The organism is Geobacillus sp. B4113_201601 (assembly GCF_001587475.1).
Taxonomy (GTDB): domain Bacteria; phylum Bacillota; class Bacilli; order Bacillales; family Anoxybacillaceae; genus Geobacillus; species Geobacillus icigianus.
This window is the reverse complement of record NZ_LQYX01000030.1, coordinates 1-15,335: the sequence shown is the minus strand read 5'-3', so window position 1 is coordinate 15,335 and position 15,335 is coordinate 1. Positions and strand designations below refer to the sequence as shown.

10 protein-coding genes, 1 tRNA gene and 2 pseudogenes are annotated in these 15,335 nt (G+C 43.8%); 2 read left to right on the top strand and 11 right to left on the bottom strand.

The genetic code is table 11. The features are described from left to right. Positions 1-429 precede the first annotated feature (429 nt). From B4113_RS04255 to B4113_RS04235, 5 genes are all read right to left on the bottom strand, one after another. Entirely contained in the window at positions 430-3,771 is a 3,342-nt protein-coding gene (locus B4113_RS04255) for a glycosyltransferase (RefSeq protein ID WP_033843655.1), read from the bottom strand. A gap of 690 nt (positions 3,772-4,461) precedes the next feature. Next, on the bottom strand, positions 4,462-5,166 hold the full coding sequence (locus tag B4113_RS04250) for an ABC transporter ATP-binding protein (RefSeq protein WP_153017126.1): 705 nt from the start codon (positions 5,164-5,166) through the stop codon (positions 4,462-4,464). Beyond that, positions 5,163-5,972: an ABC transporter permease gene (locus tag B4113_RS04245; RefSeq protein WP_033843653.1), complete on the bottom strand. Its 810-nt coding sequence runs from the start codon at positions 5,970-5,972 to the stop codon at positions 5,163-5,165. The genes B4113_RS04250 and B4113_RS04245 overlap by 4 nt, the downstream gene beginning before the upstream one ends. A gap of 36 nt (positions 5,973-6,008) precedes the next feature. Continuing rightward, positions 6,009-6,542, bottom strand: a complete 534-nt coding sequence (locus B4113_RS04240; protein WP_033843652.1) for a nitrous oxide reductase accessory protein NosL — start codon at positions 6,540-6,542, stop codon at positions 6,009-6,011. Continuing rightward, positions 6,539-7,801 carry a nitrous oxide reductase family maturation protein NosD gene (locus B4113_RS04235; RefSeq protein WP_033843651.1) on the bottom strand — a complete coding sequence of 421 codons (1,263 nt, stop codon included), beginning with the start codon at positions 7,799-7,801 and terminating at the stop codon, positions 6,539-6,541. The genes B4113_RS04240 and B4113_RS04235 overlap by 4 nt, the downstream gene beginning before the upstream one ends. Positions 7,802-8,008: 207 nt before the next feature. Between B4113_RS04235 and B4113_RS04230 the strand changes: the two genes are divergently transcribed. Both B4113_RS04230 and B4113_RS18500 read left to right on the top strand, forming a co-directional pair. Continuing rightward, positions 8,009-8,082: transfer RNA gene (locus tag B4113_RS04230), tRNA-Pro, on the top strand. A gap of 72 nt (positions 8,083-8,154) precedes the next feature. Continuing rightward, positions 8,155-8,480 (top strand): annotated as a pseudogene (locus B4113_RS18500) (IS982 family transposase); the annotation flags it as partial. A gap of 625 nt (positions 8,481-9,105) precedes the next feature. Here B4113_RS18500 and B4113_RS04225 read toward each other — a convergent pair. From B4113_RS04225 to B4113_RS04205, 6 genes and pseudogenes are all read right to left on the bottom strand, one after another. Continuing rightward, a complete protein-coding gene (locus B4113_RS04225; RefSeq protein ID WP_051962687.1) occupies positions 9,106-9,678 on the bottom strand; it encodes a DL-endopeptidase inhibitor IseA family protein in 573 nt (190 codons plus the stop codon). Positions 9,679-10,140: 462 nt separating this feature from the next. Continuing rightward, positions 10,141-10,968 carry a carbohydrate ABC transporter permease gene (locus tag B4113_RS04220; RefSeq protein WP_033018604.1) on the bottom strand — a complete coding sequence of 276 codons (828 nt, stop codon included), beginning with the start codon at positions 10,966-10,968 and terminating at the stop codon, positions 10,141-10,143. A gap of 13 nt (positions 10,969-10,981) precedes the next feature. Continuing rightward, positions 10,982-12,289: a carbohydrate ABC transporter permease gene (locus tag B4113_RS04215; protein WP_033843650.1), complete on the bottom strand. Its 1,308-nt coding sequence runs from the start codon at positions 12,287-12,289 to the stop codon at positions 10,982-10,984. A 176-nt stretch (positions 12,290-12,465) separates the two neighbouring features. Then, complete coding sequence (locus tag B4113_RS04210; protein WP_033843648.1) at positions 12,466-13,782, bottom strand: ABC transporter substrate-binding protein; 1,317 nt, start codon at positions 13,780-13,782, stop codon at positions 12,466-12,468. Positions 13,783-14,553: 771 nt separating this feature from the next. After that, positions 14,554-14,799 (bottom strand): annotated as a pseudogene (locus B4113_RS18495) (transposase); the annotation flags it as partial. Positions 14,800-14,979: 180 nt separating this feature from the next. Further along, positions 14,980-15,335, bottom strand: a 356-nt coding sequence (locus B4113_RS04205) for a hypothetical protein (protein WP_235597954.1), incomplete at its 5' end; no start/stop codon positions are given.

The window sequence follows — 15,335 nt, the reverse complement described above, 5'->3', positions numbered from 1 at the left end:
GCCGTCAGTTCGGTTGTTGACCAAGGTCGCCGTTTTTTGAAGAAAAATGTCCAAGCATGAGACGTTCGCATTCGTCCCTTACGTTCGGTCACGATTCATGATGGAGGTAAGCTAAGGTGATTCCATCGTTCTTTTTTGGTGTGACTCGTCGTGTGTACATGCCTATATTATAACCAATATCCATCCATTTTAAAAGTTAAAGTAGGAAAGTCGTGTGCCTATGAAATTCAGCGTTTTTTCCTAGGATCTGCATCATGAAATCCTTGATATTGCAGCATTTTGGCCATTTTCGTTTGCCTAAAATGACCTCAAAACTGTCGAACTCGGGTTCGATTCACCCCCCACTAGGAGCATTCGAAAACGGCCAAGCCACAGAAAGCCTGTTCACAGCTTTTCCTACGGCTCGGCCTCGCAGTAATCATTACTAATCTAAGAGATCGATGTTTTGTTTTGACTAAACGATCGTTCAACACTACCGAATCGTTTTAGCTTATTCCACCCTACCTCAACACCTTGAATGGCTGACAGAATGGATTTTATGACAACATATGTCATTATCTGACGGTAAATAAACCGTTGCACTACCAACCAAAGCAGCGGCTTGGGATTTTCTTTTTCTAACGAAAAAGCAAAAAGCGAAGCAAACAAGTCAATGGCTACAAATAGAAGATAAAATCCTAATACTTTGAACGGATGGTTACTAAGCAAACTAATCACCATCAATAAATCAACGAAGGGAGAGACAGACTGCGACAAAAATTGGAATATCCACATATTCGGCAAAGCGATAAATCCTAACGATTTATGCTTTGGATTAAACAGCGCTTTTCGATGCTTCCATAAGCACTGCAACGTACCATACGACCAGCGGTATCGCTGTTTAACTAAACTTTTTACATCTTCTGGAGACTCAGTATAGCCGTATGCTTGATCTTCATAAACAATTCGATATCCTTGACGCAAAAGGGTTAATGTCAAATCTGTATCTTCTGCTAATGTATCTTCACTTACATATCCTACTTGTTTCACTAGCTGTTTTCTCCATGCTCCAATGGCACCCGGCACAACAGTAATACAGTTCAACTCATCAAATGCCCTGCGTTCTAAATTAAAGCCCGTAACATATTCAATATGTTGCCATACAGTAAGTAGTTTGCGCCGATTTCCCACTTTTACGTTTCCAGAAACAGCGGCAACATGAGGATCGGCAAAGTGACGGACCATCAACGAAATCGCATTAGGCGCAAGAATTGTATCCGCATCTAATGAAACGATAATATCTCCACGTGCTTCTAGAAATCCTCGGTTGATCGCAGAAGCTTTTCCACCGTTTTCTTTTTGAATTAAGTGGACATTCGGATACTTACGGCCAATTGCTCCGACAACTTTAGCGGTGTTGTCGCGTGAACCATCATCCACTACAATCACTTCTAAGGACGGGTAGTCGCTGGCCAGTATCGAATGGATTGCATTGCCTATTACTTTTTCTTCGTTATACGCTGCTATGACAACACTGACCAAAGGCTGATCATCTGTTATGGAGTGAGATTGACTCCTTCTTTTTTGTTTAAACGAAAAATACACGAAAAATAACAAACGAAAAATCCCTAATCCAATAGTAACGTAAAAGATAATTGTTACTATCTTTGTAAAATACTCCATTCCAGAAAAAACAGCTCGATCATACGGTAGCCATAATGCATCATAAGAATACACACTCGGCATTACATCGTCGCGTTTTTTTCCTAATAGCCCAGCAATAGTGACAAAGCGATATCCATGCTCTCTGAGCGTTTTTATAATGATTGGCAGTGCTTCCACTGTACGAGTCCGGTCCCCTCCTGCATCATGAAGAAGAATAACGTTTCCTTCTCCACGCAATATCGGAGTGACCACACGCTTCACTATTTCTTTCACAGCTGGCCGGGTCCAATCTTGCGGATCTACTTTTTCCCCAACCATAATATAATTCATCTTTTGTGCACGCAAAATCGGCAGTATTTCACTCGCTAAATAAGGCTCTGCATCCGCTTCATACGGCGGCCGAAACAACACCGTAGAATGGCCGGTCACTTCTTGGATAAGCCGCTGGGTTGCGTTTAGCTCTAGCTTTGTACGCAGCGGAGACGTCTCAGCAATGTTCGGATGTGTGAACGTATGATTACCTATCTCGTGCCCCTCGTTATACATCCTTTTCATTATATCGGGATATTCTCCAGCATTTTCTCCAACGACAAAAAAGTCAGCTTTTACATGAAACTGTTTCAGAATGTCGAGAATTTCCGGCGTGTACTTAGGATTTGGACCGTCATCAAATGTTAAGACTACTTTTTTCTCTTTTGGTTGCCCATATCGCTCAACATCATAGGATAATGGAAATGACTGATATCTTTCATCAGTAAGATTCCCGCTTGGATCCAGATGAAATTCTCTTGAGCCATTTCGCCCCACATGAACGACTCTTAATATTTCCCCTTTTCCGGAATAAGCGACCCGATCCGTGCTAGGAATTGTGCGTAACAGACTGATTTTTTTTACACCGTTCTTTAACAATTCCCACACAGTTGGATCCTCTGCCCCTATTCTCCAAAGCGCAAATCCTCTTGTGCCGTTCTCAGACGCTAGCTTCATTTCATTATAAAAAGTCACGCTATCTAAAAACCAGACGATATGCTTGTCCTTTCCATTTTCATACTCAATATACGGGTTTTCACTCAGTTTATCCCATTTAATTTTTAAATCTCCATCACCGGCGATATCCATAATATCAGAAAAGGTGAGCGACACCGCTGGAGTTTTGCCGCCAATTGTCCAGTCATATCCGTAGTTTCCAAGAGCAATAATTCGCTTTTCCGGAGGAATGGGTAAATGTTCGAGCGTATGTTGAAACCATCCGATAGAAGCGATTGGACCTGGGTCTCCTCCTGTATAATGTTCGTCATACATCATGACAATGAGGCGGTCTACTTCTTTAGACAAAGCGCGGTAATCAAAAGCACGGTCATCGGCCGGCACATCTTGCGTTACAAGCAAACGGTGTTGATGAAACGCAAAAGCAAGCTCCTTCATAAACTTTGTCAATGCTTGTCGATCTTGTACAGGGATGGATTCAAAGTCAATATTTACACCTGCGAAGTGATTGTCCTCAATTTGTTTCTCTAAATTCGCGATAACTTGTTTTTGCTGATCAGTAGGGGCTCGCAACAATCGATCTACGATAGAACTATCTGGCCCTGCACTTTCGGCAGTAAAATTATTAATTAAAGGAACAATTTTGACATGATGATCTTTGGCTAGTTTGACAATATCCGCTCTCTTTTCGCTAGTAATTGTAAGATCTCGATTCAAATGATACCATTCAGGAACTAACACTGTTAACGAACGGATGTGATCTTTTAACGAAGACGTGCTATTTTCATCCCAATTAACGTAAAATCCGTAAACTTCATTAGGTTTACTATGATCTGCGTTTTGTTTCCACTGTTTCCAATGGTGATAATTACGGTTTTTGTCTAGTTTTAATTCTTCTTGTAATTGCCAATCACCAATCTTTTCATCTGACGAAATCATTTTTTTAGTAGTTGTTGGAAAGACATTTTCATATGGAAGATGGATGGGCGAAAAAATGCTGCGAAAGAAAGCGTAGAAAACAATGACAGTAACGATGATGCTCACAAAAAGCACGGCCTTAACGATTACTTTCCTTCTTCCTTTCGCATCATAAAAAATCAATGGAGACACCGCTTCTTGAGGATGCATGTTCTTTCTCACCTAGAGTTTCACTCCCTTTTCCGGCCAAAATACTTTGAATGGTTCTACGTAACCATTCGGGCTGCGATACATCCTCTTGTATAGCATGAATGACTTAAAAATATCTAGTAAGATTGATTCTGATTGCGTTAATCTTTCATGAGAAAATGATAAAAACCATCTTTTCGGTGAAAATGCCACACTGGCGCGAGATTTTCATCCCCGGGTGGAGGGCAGATCGCGCTGTCCATGGACATTTTTTATGAGCCAATCGATATAAATACGTTGACCGGTACATCACTCAATTGCTAGAAGGGCGGGGAAAAACAGCTGAGTTCCTTCATCAATGGGAGAACATGCGAAAAGCAGAATCAATGCACCAAGGTTTTTCTAGTTGAGAAGTGACATTCCAGAGCTGGATCCAAGATTAAATCACCAGCCTCCTAGGAGGTCGGTGATTTAAGGGAGCAAGCCGCTTGTCAAGTCCGTTTCTCCAATAGAAAAGCCTCGTCGCATCAGGATCTCCTTTCAAACGATCCCCCCATTGCTCAACAGAAACAACCGTTTTCACCAGCCTCCTAGGGGGGCGGTGATTTACTCACACAACCGCTTCTCGCAATCGTTTCTCAAATAGAAAAACCGGCTGCATCAGCTTCTATGTTCACGCGTTCCATCATCGATCAAGGCAAACAGCGTTTTTTCACCGCCCCTCTAGATCTTCCGATGCCAGTTTAAAAGTTGCACTATCATTTTCTCCTTGTCACAGACGTGACTGGTATCGATTTGTTTTACAATCTCACCATTTTTCATAAACAATATGTGATCACCTACTTCAGCGGCCACGTCCATCATATGTGTTGAAAACACGATGATCCCTCCCTTCTTCTTTCTCTTCTTCAACATATCGATAAACTGATCGATCCAAAACGGGTCAAGACCGTTTGTCGGCTCATCAAGGAGCAGAAGCGTTGGCTCTCCTAACAACGCTTGTCCCAATAATAAGCGCTGTCTCATTCCTTTTGATAACTGCTTGATCCATTCTTTTTTATGTTTTTCTAGCCCTATGTCATGCAGTATTTCTTCCACCTGTGCTGCTGAAGCGTTCCGCAATGACGCATAAAAAGCCAAAAACTCTTGCACGGTTATCATTGATCGAGCATGAAAATCATCAGGCATATATCCGATTTGTGAAATGTACGCTTCGCGATGTTCGTGTAGTGATACTCCATCAAGCGTTACCGTACCGGTGGTCGGAGAAAGCACACCTGCTAAAATCTGAAGGAGCGTGCTTTTTCCGGCCCCATTTCCTCCACACAACACCAAGCATTCCCCTCGATCCACTTGAAGCGATACGGACAGAAGCGCTAGTTTTTGCTTATATTTTTTCGTCACTTTTCCTACCTTCAGTCCCATTATATCGATCTCCTCCTTGCCAATTGCGTCGCGGCAATAAGCCATATTGCACTACCATAGATCGTGGCATACACCAACAAAATGAAGCCGAATGGCTTCTGCCATTGCCCAAGTAAATGATCATACACTTGTCCAAAAACAGCGCTTCCTCCCATTTGTACGACAAAGGCTACTCGTACTACTTCCGCCGGATTCAAAAGCGTTACACTTTTTAACAAAGGAGCAATGAACGGATAAGGAACGACATTCAACACGGCAATCAACATTGTTGGCCAGATCATAACAAATAAAAACCAAATGCTAACAGAGACGATCAACGCCTGCCATCGAGTCGAAACGAATGAACCGACCGCTAAGCCAATCATAAGAAAAAAGGCAATCAAAGCCGATGAAAAACGATATAACACAATGATCCATTTCATCGGTAACGCCACACCCGTCGATAGGCTAAACATCAAACTCAGGCCAAAACTAAGCGTAAACAAAATCATCTGTCCAAACCATTGCCCCAACCACTTTCCAGCTATATATGCCGCAGGTGACAACGGATACGTTCGCAACAACCGCCATTGTCCGTTTTCGATCTCGCTCGCAATGGTAAATGAACCAGAAATCAACATAAATAGCGGCAACAAATAAAGCATCATATTGGCAGTCGTTGCTGTCATATTCGTATAGCCAGCAAAATCTATAGTATCTCGTGCAATAAAAAACAATAATGACAGTACTACGACCCATAATAAAATGAATCCGTAGGAGGAATGTTGCCGCATGACCAGCCGCCACTCCAACCGCGCGATCGTTTTCATTTTATCTCCTCCCGACAGAAAAAGGACAACTGTCGCTCAGTTGCCCATATGATTGTCATGTTTGTTCATTTCCTTTTTTCCATGCTTCATTTTTTTGTGTTTCATTTTCATCATCATCTCTTTATTTCTCTCCCATGTATGATGCGCTAATTGATCATACGTAAGAAGCGTGCCACCATTGTTTTGGATAAACCGTTTGGCCGCTTTTTCATCTTGAAACGAAATAACATTATAAGCCATTGGCGTGTGAATATTTTTATCGTATACATACGTGGCGCTGTCTGCTTCTAGCCAAGCGCTTGTTTTATAATCTCGAACAAACATCGTATTGATTTTTTCTTTTTTATGTTCATTCACCCATGCATACATACAACCGATATCATCAAACTTAAGCGTTTTTCCGTTTTTTAACACTAATTCTGTCGCAAACGAATTATTTCCTACCTCCATATGACAGGTATCACATTTATCATTTTTTTCATCAATCGCAATTGGTTTCGCTTTTTGACTGCAACCACTCATCATGAACAACATGATCATCAATATAGAAAAAATCCATATTTTTCTCATCCGCGTTTCCTCCCCATAATTAGTAGACTAATGCTTCCAACTATCATTACCAAACTCATCCTATTTACGTTTAATGGATCAGTGGATAAACGATGTGTTTGCTCAATTTTCAACGCGTTCATTCGCGGAGCATGATCAATCATCACTTCGTCATCAGGACTACGCAATAGTTTTTGTAAAACAAGCATGCCTGGTGCCTGAAAAAACAGCTGATACTCAGGCACATTTGCCGTCAGTGCCAAAAAAAAGGGATCAGCCCGATACGGAATGGCGCTAAATCCGCGGCCTGTTTGATCGAGTTTCAACGAAGTATCCCAATAATTATGGATGATGGTATTGTTGAAGCATCGAATGGCCTGTGCATCATAAACATTACCAACAAATGAATTGTCCGCTATATAATTTTTTTTCGAGATATTCCATTGCATCCCAATCGCATTGCGGAGGAAATAGTTTCCTGTAAGTTGGACATTGTAAGCATTCTCAGCATAAACGCCAACACGATTCGCAGCAATGACATTTTTCGTAACACTTGTTTTCATCGCATTATATAAAAGAAGACCCTGGGAATGGACATGACGATTGTTTTGACGAAATGAATTGTGCTCAATCACCGTCCGCTTCGTTCCCATTATCATGGCACCTGCGAGGTTATGCTCAGATAAATTTCTCTTAATCATAAGATCGTCCGAAAACATGACATGAATACCGTACCGAGAATTATGAATACAATTGGCGTTCACTTCATTTTTATTGCTGTTCTCTATGTAGATCCCATCTTTTACTTGCTTAATTGTATTGTATTTTATGATGTTTTGGGATGAGTCCCATAAGTCAATGCCGTTCTCTTGTCTTGTCCCTCGAATGAGACAATGAGCAATAGATGTTCTGCTTGCTTGATTCAGTTGTATACCTCGTTTGGCTGCAACTATTTGTACATATTCAATGATGTGGTCATGACCCGTTACAACTAGTGCAGCGCTTTCAGCTCTCCTACACTGTTGAATCATTATATTTCGCAACACAACATGGTGACCAGTAATAACTACAGCCGGTAAACGGCACGACCGGATCGTCACCCTCCCTACTCCCTCTAACGTAAGCGGTTTCGATAGTATCAATGATTCATCATAGACCCCGCTAGCCATTTTCACAATCCCGTAGTCAGGTGTTTGATCAATGATAGTTTGGATCTCTTTAGCATGTACAGATAACGGCAAAACAAACACAAAAAAACAGATCCACCCTAGCGTTCTCATCTTCCTCCCCCCCTTCTTGAACTTACAATACCAAACCATTTTGTGAAAATAATGAAGTTGATTTGTCAATTTGTTGACAACGAGCAAAAATCGATACTCATGACATTAGTTTGGTTCTTCAATGATACGCACTGTGCAAAATGATAAATTAATCGTTGATCTTGTCCTGTTTTTCTTGTCTGATTATTTATGTCCGACATGCCACTCCGGGATGTAGCTCAGCTTGGTAGAGCACACGCATGGGATGCATGAGGTCGCATGTTCAAATCCTGTCATCCTGATCGAAGGAAACCAGCTGAAAAACGTCCGGCTCGTGTTTTTCCACATGGCGTTTTCCTATGAGGTCGGTGATGAAAATGACTGCTGAAACCGTCATGACTCCAGTTCCTCATCCCTATAACTTAGGTGACAAAGGCTTCATCAGTAGTGAACGGCAAAAGAGTACCAAATCGCTTTTTGGACGCCATCTCACAAAAATCAGAACCACCGCCCATCGGAATCATGGGAGAAAAATGGCTCAAACAAAAACGGAAAGTGATGAAAACGGTGTTCTCCGTCCTTATTGGACCAGTATCGTATGGCAGACATTCGTGCGAATTCGATTTCAGGGTTTGAAGTGGCACTCGATGGCATCTTGTTGGTGTATTCACTTGTAACACTCGGGCTAGTTGAGCGCTAGCGCTCAACTATATAAGTTGAAATTTTATTTTACATCCCGCTGATTACTCTCATATCGGCTTGTACTTAGATGAAACCCTCAACGAAAAATCGGAAATTCTTTATTGCAACTTATATAGCACCACGGGTAGCGGTAAAGAATGATCACCATGTATGGACAAGACACGCATTTCCTGCTCTCAATAAGAGGTCGATGTGAAACAAGAAAAGCAAAGTTTTACAATGAAGATATAAGAGGGCATGTTCGAGAGATTGGGAACTCAAGAGGAATGCCATCTTTCAATGTTTTACACTAGCCTCTTGACGATCAATACGAAAATTGTAGGATTTTACTCTGTCCTAAAAACCAACGGCTTCATTTAAGATTATTCCATATAAAACGTGCACATTCTGCAGAAGGGAAGAATTGGCTCTGCAAGAATGTGCAAAAACGTTTTTTATTGATGTGAACGATCTGCTTCGCCGAACGGTAAGCCACACACCAAAATCCTTTACGCTTTCCTTCGCTCCGCAGCCGTTCGTTCGAACATTAGATGACCACACATCCATCTTCTATCAACAACCAGCCTTCAACTCATTGGGCGTTGCCCTGCACTTAAGGTGTGCGACTTCTGTCGGAAATTACGTCAAAAAAGTATTTCCGGCGGCGTAGCAATTCGCCATACACCGTTTACTTTCTTTAGCTTTACTATTTTCCTTTCTGGTTTTGATTGGTTATCAGAATATGGGACCGATAATTGATATTCCTTAGATGTCGAAGAGCTTTTAATCAATTTGGCTGTTGTTTTCTTAAATTCCAAACTGTTTCCTGTATCCGCGTTGATTTGCGCCATTCTTCCTTTGTATTCAATAAAGCGCTTTCTTATATATGATTCACTAGCTTCTTTGGTGAATGTCATCATCAAGTATTCAAGCAGCTTTTTTCTTGTGCCGATATCAACAGAAAGATACCTATATTGTATTTTTTTTATATAAAAGGTTTTTGTTTCCCCTTTACCGCCTCCATCAGCATAAAAATAACGTTTTTCTGCTTCTACTATTAACGAAATGAGATTCTTTTCGTTAAGTGCCGTGATTCGTGTAGGATCTGCCTCTTTTTGTTTTACAACAGCGGCTAAAACAGGCACCGACATAACAGGGTGAATTGAAAGTAAACCACAAGAAACAGCTAAACAACCTGCTAATATTTTCTTCTTCATACTTCTATACTCCTTTCACTTGGACTATTCAATTTGATTAATTATATCACATCTCGTCGCATCCTAAAAGATAGAAAAAACGAGGGAGTCAGTCAAGACTTTGCGGATCCGGCGTTCCCATCTCATTTTTCAATGAGAAAAACCTTGTTGCATCGGTCCTGTTTTTCACTCATTCTCCCATTAATGAAGGGAATCAGCGGTGGTTCACCAGCCCTTTAGGGGCGTTTCGTTCCGACCTACGAATCGGCCGTGGTCTCCGTTCGTTCGCCGTGCCGAAGTTCGCGTTAGGTTCCTTTCCAGCTTCATTCATCAACACTGACGGATTTCGTGTTCCTTTCCGTCGTCAACGGGACAAAGAAAAGGGCGTCCCAAAAGAACTGGACCCCCTCATGTCACCCTTATAGGTTGTGCCTTTCTGGAGGGGAGATCGCCTTTTGGGCCAGCCCCTTTTTCGGTTTGTCCTTATTCTTTGATCGAGCCGGATGTCAGCCCGGATACAATCCGCCGCTGGAACAGCAACACCATTATGACAAGCGGAACAGTGACCACCACGGTCGCCGCGGAAATTTCGCCCCACGGGATCGTATACTGGCCTTGGAACATGGCGATGCCGACCGGAACGGTTTTGTATTTTTCCGCCGTATTGATCGTCAAGGCAAATAAAAATTCGTTCCACGCGGCAATGAAGACGAGAATGGACGTCGTAAACACCCCGGGCACCGCAAGCGGCAAAATAACTTTAAAATACGTCTGCATCGGCGTCGCCCCATCCATTTTCGCCGCTTCTTCCAAATCAAACGGAATTTTGCGAAAAAAGGTGACGAGCAGCCAAATCGACAACGGCAACGCAAACGTCGTATACGGAATGATCAATCCTAAGTAGCTGTTCGTCAACCCGAACGTTTTCACAAACATGTAAATCGGCGAAATAGTGGCAATTTGCGGAAACATCGATACCGCTAACACAAGGCCAAGAATGACGGTTTTGCCCTTGAATTGTAACCGCGCGATGGCGTAAGCGGCAAATGCGGCCACAAACACGGTGTACACGGTCGTGATCGTCGCCACCACCGTACTGTTCCATAAGTAGCGCAAAAACGGGTAATTGACAAAAACCGATACATACGACTTCAACGTCGGATGGCTCGTAAACCAATTAAACGCTTTGTCGCCAAACAGTTCACTGAGCGGCTTAATCGAACTAAGCAGCACCCATAAAAATGGAAACATGACAAAAAAGACGAATACGAGTAGGAAGAGATAAAAGAGAGGCCCTGCTTTTTTCTGCATCATCTCACCCCGCTTATCGTTTCGCGCCGGCGCCGTCGGACAATAAGTCTTTTCCAAGCCAGCGGATGTATATCATGGAAATGATGGCGACACAAAGAAAGACAATCACAGCCAGCGCCGATCCCGCGCCGAAATTCGTCTGCGAAAACATCACTTTATACGCCAAAATCGAAATCGTCTCCGTCGAGTTCGCCGGCCCTCCGCCGGTTAAGACGTAAATCAGATCGAACACGCGGAACGCATCGAGCGTGCGGAACAGCAGCGCGACCAAAATGCTTGATTTCAACAATGGCAGCGTGATTTTCGTGAATTGCTGCCACTTGGTCGCTCCGTCGATCGCGGCGGCTTCATACAGCGAGTCTGGAATCGTTTGCAGCCCGGCGAGCAACAAGAGCGCCATATAAGGGGTTGTCTTCCATACATCGGCAAAAATGACCGAGAACATCGCCCCTGCTTCCGTCGTCAACAAATCCCCCATTCGGTCGACAAGGCCAATCGTTTCGAAATAGTTGGCGACAATGCCGTTTTGTCCATCGTATAAAAATTTCCACATGAGCGCAGATACAGCGGTAGGAATCGCCCACGGAATCAAAATCGTCGCCCGCACCAACCCGCGGCCAAAAAAGGCCTTATTAATGAGCAGCGCGATTCCAAGCCCGAACACGAGCTCAATGGCGACCGACACCACCGTAAAGAACGTCGTATTCCATAACGCTTTCCATAAGCGCATATCGCTGAAGCTGTCCTTATAATGCTTGAGGCCAACAAAGTTCGGCTCGATCACAACCCCTTTGAGCCCTTCGGCCAAGCCGACGACTTTATCCGCTTGCTGCAGTTCGCCCGCTTTTTTCATCTCCTTGAGCGTCTGGACGACATCATGAACCGTGTCGGTCAGCCGCTCGGCCGTCTGTTTGTCCAACTCGGCGATCTTTAGCTCATTGCTTGGCGTTTCGAAGTTATCGAGCGCTTCGTTCACTTTGTCGTACTGTTTCGCTACTTGATCATCGGAACGGATCGCCGCATCCAGTTTCGTAAGTTTTCGTTCGATTTGCGCCAATGTTTGCTTCGTTTGTTCATCCGCAGCCGCCATTTCCTGCTTGAGGGCGCTTTTGAGGAACGGATAGGTTTGTAGATATCGTTCCAGGTCGAGGCTGTAACTCCAGTGAATCGACGATTTGGTCGGATCGTTGAGCCGATAGTCGAACAAACTGTAATAAAAGGACTGAATGACCGGCCAAATGGCGATCGCCAAAATGAGCAGCATGGCCGGCGCGACAAGCGAATAGCCTAGCAAACGCTCCATTCGCTTTTCATTCCTCATCGCGGTTCTCTCCCTTCTACTTCGAAAAGAATATTAGCCTTCAGCACCGGGCAGATGACGGCCTGAAGGCTAATGAGCCGAAAGCGGGCAACCAACTTAGTGTTCTTTGTTTGTCACAAAGCGCAAGGCCGGCGTTGGCCAGCGGAGAAGCGGGCCGCGCCGACCGTCCATTCGCCCTACTTGTTCAACGCTGCTTTCATTTCTTTTTCCATATTGGCCACGGCTTGTTCGACCGTCAGCTCGCCGGCCAGCGCTTTCGATACGTTAATTTGGATGATTTCCGAAATTTCCGGATAGTTCGGGACGACCGGGCGCGGCACAGCAGCGTTCAACGCATTGACAAATCCTTCTTCCGCAAAGAACGGATTGGCTTTTAAGACATCCGCGTCTTTAAACAGCTCCGGAAGCGTCGGCGCTAAACCACCGTAAATCGCGGAAATTTTTTGCCCCTCCGGCCCCGTCATAAATTTGACAAATTCCCATGCTTCTTTCGGATGTTTCGAATATTTGTTAATCGCGGTCATCCAGCCGCCCAGCGCGGCAGCCGAACCTTTGTCCCCGGCCGGGAGCGGAGCCACGCCGACTTTGCCGACGATTTTCGATTGTTCTGGATCGTTTGCCAAGGCGTATTGATAAGGCCAGTTGCGGATAAACGGCGATTGTCCTTCAATGAACGCGGTATGCGATTCCGGTTCAGTGAAGGTGGTGATATTGCTCGGCACAACATCGGACTTGACGATTTCCACCATTTTCTTCAGCCCTTTGATCGCCTCGGGGCTGTTGATCACGACATTCCCGTTTTTATCGACGATTTGTCCGCCGTAAGAGGCGATAAATTCGACGGCGTTGCACACCAATCCTTCATATTGTTTGGCCTGCATCAAATAGCCGAATTTCGTGCCGCCCTTTCCTTTCAGCGCTTTCGCTTCTTTTAAGAGCTCATCCCATGTTTTCGGCACTTTGTCTTTCGGCACCAAGTCGGTGCGATAGAACAGCATGCCGGCATCAATGAACTTCGGCATCGCCCATTGCTTGCCATTGAAGTTGCCGGCCGCGAGCGCCCCTTGGTTGTATTTGCTCAAGTCAATGCCGTCTTTCTCAATAAAGCGGTCGAGCGGCAGCGTATAACCCGCTTGAGCAAACTCAGCCGGCCAAATGACATCGAGATCCATAACATCGATTTCCGATGACTGCGCGTTTAGCATCGTCACATACGCATCATGCTGCTTCCCGGTGTCAGCCGGCATTTCGCGAAATTCCACATCGATGTTCGGATGCGTTTTCTCGAACGCTTCGATGATTTTTTCGGTGGCTTTCGTGGAGTCTTGGCCGCGGGCATAGACAATTTTCACGACTTTTTCGGATTGCCCTGTTTTCCCTTCTTCTTTTTTGCTGTCTTGGCCCGTCTGGCTAGCGCTTTGCCCGCCGGAGCACGCCGCAAGCCCCATCGTAAGCGCTAACAAAAGCGCGGATGATTTCAAAACTTTTTTCATCTTTGTTTCTCCCCCTTTGCCTTTGTTTGAGTTGTCCAATCGTCAATTCACTTCTCGCATCAATGCGGCTTCGAACTGACGAACCACCTCCTTGATGAAACATCTACCGCTTTCCGCCTAGGCAACCATGGCTTCTTGTCTATACAACGATGCTTTGTAATCGATTACATCAAAGTGTCACATTCCCCTCGTTTTGCCGCCCCTTGCCGCCCCTTGCCGCCGCTGCCGCAGCTAGGGGCAAGGAACGCTTGGCGCGCCCAGCTTTTCCGCCAACGCCACCTGTCTAGGTCGCGCGCGCCTTCCGACTTTTTCGGATAAATTTTCTATGTAATCGATTACAAAATTATCTTACCTTGTTGCAAAATCGCTCGTCAAGTCCCTAAATTCTTTTTTTATCTTGCCAACAAAGAAAAAGGGGCTGAAACCCCATTATATGGTAAAATGAATGAAAAGCAGGACCCCTACAACAAGGTTTTTCTAATTGGGAAATGACATGGTAAAGCCGTATCCATGATGAAACCACCAGCCTCCTAGAAGGTCGGTGAAAAACCGCTGTCACACACGAATCGGCGGCATTTTCATTCAGAAAAGAAAGCTTACTCTGCAAGGTTTCTCTAATTGAGAAAAGAATGAAATCAGCAGTATTTTGCCTTAAATCACCAACCTTCTAGATACATGCCCGAAGCATGCCAAAATATGCCTCTCATCCCTTTGATCTATCAAGGGATGAGAGGCATTTTGTTTGTCTAGCCACTCTTGAACTCGGGGTCAAGCTTGTTGTTTGGTTTTACCTTCTGCTAGCTTTTTCTGATAATACTCGTAAAACAAAAGATTTCGAGGAGTTTTACTGCTTTTACAAATATGTATTTGTTGAACAGCCAAGTTATAAAAGATAGTGTATAATTTCCTGTTTCCTTGTTTGCTTTTCTGAATAGTTTCCTTGCTGCGCGAACCCATTCTGACAGGGGCTATACCTGCATATCTTGCGAGTTTGTCGGAATTAGTGAAACGATGAATATGTTGTACTACAAAGGGAGTTATTCGGCACTACACACCCTATAAAAAGGAGCTGACCCAAAAGGTTGTCTGCCTTCACCTTCAAGATAGGCACAACATATAGTGTGGTAGAAGCAGTCAGTACGTATATATAGCAACGAAAGAGGGTATCCCAATCCTTTTGGGACACCCCATTTAAATTTATGCATTGTGTAACACATTTTTTGCAGCTTCGCTATTTGGCATTATTTTCAATATTTCTTGAGCAATTGCTTTCGCTTCTTCTTTACTAATTAACTTTTCTGGAATGTCATGGAATAACAACAAATGTTCTTTCAAGCTAACATCTTCAGGGCTTAATTCAACTGCTCTTTTAGCATGGTATAATGCACTTGCGTAAGCGTCTGGTAAATGACAAAATGCAGTACTTAATAACTCTGAAGCTAAGTAATGATAATATGCAGTCTCATTATTATTTATCAAATAACTGTAGATGAGCAAATTTGCTAACATAAATTGACAACTAAACAAAAAAGGAGACATGAACCCGATTCCTT